We start from the raw sequence: 6380 nt of genomic DNA on the forward strand, positions 1-6380 counted from the left end.
TCCTCTATGATGGCTTTCGAAAGCGATCCTTGAAGATAAGCTTAACAAAAGCGCTTTCACTCCAAAATGCCAAAATTTCAAGATCATCACCCCGCCCTGAAGCAGTTTAAAACCGCTTTCATTTCTCGCTGTTGCTGCCCTTCCGCTTTTCGAAGGTTTGGCTTATATTAAAGTTAATCCGATCTGGATTTTAAACTTCTGCGTTTGACGATATGAAAGGAAACACATATGATCAGAAAAATGTATATGAAGCGATTTATCTATTTCTTTGTTTTTTTTCTGCTGCTGACGTTAAGTTTGTTTTTCGTGATGAATCGATTGAGCTCCAAGACACTTGAAGAAAATCTGATTAGTGCTTCCAAAAACCAGCTTGATTATGTGAAAGGCATTCTTGACGGGATTATATACGAGGCTAATATGTACGGGGTTCAGTATGCGGCAGACAGTGATGTCCGATTTTATCAGAGGCATGTTATCGAGCTGAGCAATTACGATTCCCAAATGAAGAAAAACGATATCGTTGATCGCTTGCGGCAAACTCTACTATCCAGTCGATCGATTGAATCGATCGGCATTTACTGGAAGTCTGAAGAAACATTTCTGTCCACCAACAGTACGCCGGAGGCGAGACTTCCGTTCAAGGATGTTCATCAACGGGGATGGCAAATCGTCGGCAATAGTTTGTATTACTTTGCCCTCTACCCTTACATCCAAAAATCCGGACAAAATGAACCTACTCAGTACGTCGTTGGTGTAAAGCTGAATACCGATTATTTGAAAAATCTGCTGAAAAAGGCTGTGAACAACGACAGCTCAAACGCTTTTTTTTGGTTTAATTCCCATCAGTTATGGAGTGAGAAAAAAGTCGACAACGATCTATTGAAAGCGGTTACTGAAATGCTTTCTCCACAGCCGGATATCACTTTGAAATATGATTATCACACCAATTCAGATGACTATTATGTTCTTTCCCGATATATTGAATCAATCGACGCCTACCTGATTACATATACACAGACGAATGATTTTCTGCAACCGATTGACCGCAACCGTAAGGTTTTTTTTGCCAGCATTTTAGCCGTTTTCACGCTTGGTCTGGTTGTGATCTTTACGTTTTACCGGAACTATTACCGCAATATTCGTTTGTTGGAGCGGAAGTTTTCACAGGTCGAACAAGGCAATCACAATACACGTATAACCGAAAATACGGATAGAGAGTTTTACAGCCTGTTCAGAAGTTTTAATCATATGGTTACCGAGATCCAGGATCTGTTTGTATCCTTGAAGACTGAAACGGAACTAAGACGAAGTGCCGAACTTCAACAACTCCAGGCTCAGATCAATCCTCATTTTTTGTACAACAGTTTGTTTTTCATCATGTCGGTGGCTCAATTTTCACCTGATTCTGTCATGCGCATGAGCAAACATCTAGCTGAATATTATCGTTATTTAACGAAATTGGACCGGCATGAAGTCACGCTGGAAAGTGAGCTTCAGTTTGCGGAACATTTCCTGATAATTATGGCTCTTAGCAAAAAAATGGAGTACAGCATTAATCTGCCGCCGGAACTGTCCTCCCTTCCCCTCATGCCGCTGATCATCCAGCCAGTGGTTGAAAATGCGATTCAACATGGAATCGAAGGACAACAAGGAGCCCATCGGGTGACGCTCGATGTAAAACAGACGGAGGCTGCAATAACGATCAAGGTCTCCGATGACGGCAAAGGTCTTTCACTGGATGATATTCGTAGCCTAGAGGCTCGGCTTGAGAGTGATACCCCGCCTGAAGGAATTAAAGGCGTAGGGCTCTGGAATGTAAATCAACGTCTGAAAAATACGTACGGCGAACGTAGCGGGTTACATTTTACTACTAATAATTGGGGCGGCTTGTCCGTCCTGTTGCTCATCAGCATTCCCGTGGTGAAAGGAGATAACTAATGCGATTATTAATTGTGGATGATGGGCATTATGTCGTTGAATATATGAAGCACTTGCTCGATTGGAACACCTTTGGCATTGATCAGATCGAGACGATGACCAATTCGATTGAAGCCCGAGATATGTTGACTCAAAACCACATCGATATTCTGATCACTGACATCCGAATGCCTGAGGTTTCCGGTATTGATCTGCTTCAACATATCCAGCAACATAACTTGCCAACCAAAGTGATCATCCTTTCCGGCTACTCTGAGTTCGAATACGCGCAACAAGGAATTCGTTTAGGTGCGCTCGACTACTTGCTCAAACCTGTCGACAAAGATGATGTGGAGAAAGCCATGTCCAAAGCCATCAACAATATTACAAAGAATCGGCCCGCTCAATCTGTTGCATGGGAGAACTTCGATGGATTGGAGTATCTGCTTTCCCTGCTTGGTCACAATGAGACATTAAGGAAGGAATATGATGCGTATACTGAATTTTTAGGGCATCGTCGTATGTGCTGCTTCAAGCTGGAGGGTTTCACACAGGAACATGAGGATGCTATAAAACATGCTGTCGGAGACAAATTGGATCGTCTCGTGTGGGCTGCGGGAACGCGACTGTTCGGTCTGGTTCCGGAAGAAGTTGCTGCAGAACTGACCATCAAACTGGAGCAATCGTTCGCGTCTCCTCCCTTTTTGTTGACTGATCGAAACGTGACCCGGCAGATGTTCTACAGGTTTTTTCTTAATGAGGACGTATACTCAGAAGACTTAAATGGCATATTCAACCATTCTCCGTCATGCGGTGATTGGGAGTCGGCGGGAAATATCATTAAAAAATATGATCAAATCCATCTCCATAAGCAAAAAAAAATCTTTCTCATGGAGACCATTCTATATGTATATCTGACGGATAAGGATCGCGATCCCTCTGAAACCGTGGAGTGGATATTCAACCAGTTACGCTATCCTGATGAACTATCCTCAACTCTCATGGATCGGGTCAGTCGGATCAGAAACAACAAACAGATGTCCATTCAAACCATCGTTGACAAAGTGCAAACGTATATCGATGACCATCTGTCACATGGCCTTAGCCTGGACGAACTGGGGAAAGTTGCACATCTCCATCCCGTCTACTTTTCCAAACTGTTTAAACAGGAAACGGGCGAAAATGTGTCAAACTACATTTCCAGGAAGAGGTTGGAGAAGGCTTCTCAATTGCTTCAAGATTCGGAACTCCGTGTAGCCGATATAGCCCAGATGGTTGGTTACCGAAAAAATCAATATTTTATCCAGTTGTTCAAAGTGGAATATGGAGTTACGCCCTACCAGTACCGCAGAATTATGATCCATCAATGACTTCAGTTGAATTTGTTACATAATGGATATATCCAATGCAGTACCGAAAAAGCCCAACTTCCACTCTTCAGTTTAAAGAGTGAGTTGGGTCTTTGTAGTGCAATTAATATATAAGAAACTTTAATGAATGACGTAGCGATTTTTGTTTTATTTGTTTAAGACGCTGTGGAGGTGAGTGAATATTCGTTTAATCTTGGGTTAGGTCGATCATCTTATCCCCTATCCCTCTAATTGTGTTAAGGTTCTCCGCGCTATTTGCAACGGCAAGTTATAGGACCATCCTTTGTCGGGATGACCCTTTATTAATCTAAATTTGTTCAGTTTTCATCTTCGTTAACGCCTGCAATTCGCTCGCATAAGAGGGTTATTTTTTCTTCACCGGTATCCAGATTTCTCCTGAACCATTCCCATGCCGTGCCATTCCATAATACATTTCGAAAGTAGGGCCCTCAACCTGTTCGTATTCAGATGTCGGAAACCACTCAGAATAGATTCGTTCCCATAGTTTTTGCATATCACACTGCGGCTCCGGGAAGACCGCCCACGTTAATGTTGGGATAGCAAGTTTTGTGAATCTCTCGGGAATCTCAAGCCCCTTAGGTACATGATAACAGATCATGTATTTGAAAGATTCTTTAGTGTGATCATAAAGGGCGGCGTGTAACATGGTGTCACCAAAACGTCCCAGTAAGTCGTTCATCATATCAACGCTGCCATCATCATCACATTTTATACGGAATAGAGGAACTTCAGAGAACGCTGTTTTCTGGTCTGCATTTATAATTCCATATACTCCAAACATCTCAAAAGAATCTCTTTGCTCAATACGGTAATTCATTTCGACATCCCCTTTTATTGAAATATGAAAGGACATTCGAGGATAGGCTTTTAGAGAAACGCCTGTATCACGCGCGGATATAGGCATAATACCATGAAGATTCTTAAAGGCGCGTGCAAACGCCTCCGGCGAATCATATCCATATTTCATAGCTACATCAATAACCTTTGAGCCTGTTGTCTGCAGTTCGAATGCCGCCAATGTCAACCGTCGACGTCGAATGTATTCCGATAACGTTACGCCAGTAATAAATGGAAACATTCTTTGAAAATGATAGGTAGAGCAACAGGCTCTATGTGCTATTTCATCATATGAAATAGTGTCCGCTAAATTTGTTTCGATATATTCCATGGCACTATTCATCCTGACCAACCAATCCATCGTACTCCCTCCCTTCAAGGTAATTTTATGGGAAATAAATAATGAATACCTTGCAATTTCTGCACGAAAAAGTCAGTAAAAAACTTGCTCTTATGGATGATACGCTTCACCGGGTCATCACTGGAGTAATCAAGAACAGAGTAGACATGAGCGAATCATCTGGAAGTACGACGATGGGACTTGTTTTCCCGGCGTATCTTAATAGGACGCTAGCGCAATCCATATTGCGAAGTATATCGATAAAAAACTTTCCATTTAGTGATATCACAAATTCTTCCCCACACATCTCTAATAGTGGAATTTCATTCTGAATATCTCCAACATCGGCTGTTTTGGACAATAGTTTTAATGTGTCTGTATTAGCTACTAATCTAATCACTTGTTCACTAGCCATCACAGTTACACATTCAACTGCTTTCAACAAACATGCTGTATCAACTGCGATTTCACACAAATAAGATTGAGGGATTACATTCTTTATGGATGGGAACGTTCCTTCAATAAGAGCAGACTCCACTTTCAGTCCAGTTGTCACGAATTTAACTCGATTATTACTCACTTCAATTTCAGTTGTGTCATCTGTTTTGTTTAATATTTTCGATAATTCATAGAGATTTTTTGCTGGAATAACAGCGTTCAAACTGTTGTGGGTAGCATCTTCTAAATGCAAAGCGCGGTATGCAAGCCGCACTCCATCTGTAGCAATTAAGTTAAGACAATCATTACTGCATTCCAAAGAAACTCCTGTTAATATGGGGCTGGTCTCGGACGTTGATGCTACGATTGCTAGCTGCTTAATAGTCGAACGAAGTAAGGAAGTACTAATGCGTAGTTTAGTAGAAGGGAACGCCTCTCCATCATCAATGGAAGGGAATTCTGTAGGGTCCATTCCGCATAAACGTAATTGAGAATGACCTGATACAATCAAAAGAATCATTGGCTCTTTAATTTCAAGTATAACTTTGTCATGATTAAATTTACGAATAATATCGTGAAAATAACGCGATGGTATAACAATAGCCCCTGTTCTTTTTACAGTCAGAGAAACACCATCTTGAGCAATCATAGACTGTATCGTCATACTTGTATTACTTGCCGTAAAAGTAACGCCATCTGCACCTGCTTGAATATGTATTCCTTGAAGAATAGGTATTGAACTATTTGCTGCTACTGCCTTTATCACATATTGTATGGCATTCATAAGAGAATTTTTTGTTATCTCTACCAGCAAAGACCTCACCTACCTCGAATAAAAAAATTATTTTGTATAGAAGGACTCAATGATGTTACGTATAGCCTCCGAACGAGAAAGTTTATGCTCTGTGCAATGGTTTTCGATTTCCCCCCACATGTCCTCTGTTAGAGTTAAAGATATTTTTTTAGTCACACCTATACTCTTTCTCCCGGAACCTTCTCGCAGACCACCTCTCGAAAAGACAAAACCTAACTGCCCTTCTTTATTAGCGACACCAACTTTAACCTTATTATTGTTCAATATAATGACGCTCCTTCATTTTGATTTAGGTAACCTCATTCAATTGGATCTCTTCTCATATTATCATGTCTCTACATGGATTTACAATATTTCAAAAGCGATTGCTGAAGAACAACTCATCGAATGTAAAGCTGGGACTATCTCAAAAGGAATTCCCTTCGCTTCAAGCGCTAACGAACCTACCACACTCTAAACGGCGGATTTTTAAGGAACGCAGCATGTAACGAACCTCATGGAGCTAGAATAAAAAGTGGACACCCGTTAACGGACGGAAGGATAATAAGACTAACGGAGGTGTCCACATGGGAGAACAGCGGCAACGATATAACGAAGAATTCAAGAAACAAACGGTCAAATTCATTCAAGAGCAGACGAAGAC

At 41.2% G+C, this 6380-nt stretch carries 5 protein-coding genes; 2 read left to right on the forward strand and 3 right to left on the reverse strand.

Going from position 1 to position 6380, the window contains the following annotated elements; translation table 11 throughout:
- Positions 1–246 precede the first annotated feature (246 nt).
- Positions 247–1938: a sensor histidine kinase gene (locus AC1DE7_RS19960; RefSeq protein ID WP_477535041.1), complete on the forward strand. Its 1692-nt coding sequence runs from the start codon at positions 247–249 to the stop codon at positions 1936–1938.
- Complete coding sequence (locus tag AC1DE7_RS19965) at positions 1938–3287, forward strand: response regulator transcription factor (RefSeq protein WP_477535042.1); 1350 nt, start codon at positions 1938–1940, stop codon at positions 3285–3287. The genes AC1DE7_RS19960 and AC1DE7_RS19965 overlap by 1 nt, the downstream gene beginning before the upstream one ends.
- A gap of 364 nt (positions 3288–3651) precedes the next feature.
- Here the strand turns inward: AC1DE7_RS19965 and AC1DE7_RS19970 are convergent, their stop codons facing one another.
- From AC1DE7_RS19970 to AC1DE7_RS19980, 3 genes are all read right to left on the reverse strand, one after another.
- Positions 3652–4506 carry an AraC family transcriptional regulator gene (locus AC1DE7_RS19970; RefSeq protein WP_036671261.1) on the reverse strand — a complete coding sequence of 285 codons (855 nt, stop codon included), beginning with the start codon at positions 4504–4506 and terminating at the stop codon, positions 3652–3654.
- Positions 4507–4612: 106 nt separating this feature from the next.
- The gene (gene dnaN, locus AC1DE7_RS19975; protein WP_477535043.1) at positions 4613–5746 is read right to left on the reverse strand and encodes a DNA polymerase III subunit beta; all 1134 of its coding nucleotides are present in this window, start codon (positions 5744–5746) and stop codon (positions 4613–4615) included.
- An 18-nt stretch (positions 5747–5764) separates the two neighbouring features.
- Positions 5765–6001: a ribbon-helix-helix protein, CopG family gene (locus AC1DE7_RS19980; RefSeq protein ID WP_076317852.1), complete on the reverse strand. Its 237-nt coding sequence runs from the start codon at positions 5999–6001 to the stop codon at positions 5765–5767.
- Between the last annotated feature and the right edge of the window lie 379 nt (positions 6002–6380).

Source organism: Paenibacillus sp. 10L310, assembly GCF_056395745.1.

Coding starts and splice junctions, on each gene's coding strand:
- AC1DE7_RS19965 (WP_477535042.1), top strand. CDS start 1,938: ATGCGATTATTAATTGTGGATGATGGGCATTATGTCGTTGAATATATG.
- AC1DE7_RS19960 (WP_477535041.1), top strand. CDS start 247: ATGAAGCGATTTATCTATTTCTTTGTTTTTTTTCTGCTGCTGACGTTA.
- AC1DE7_RS19970 (WP_036671261.1), bottom strand. CDS start 4,506: ATGGATTGGTTGGTCAGGATGAATAGTGCCATGGAATATATCGAAACA.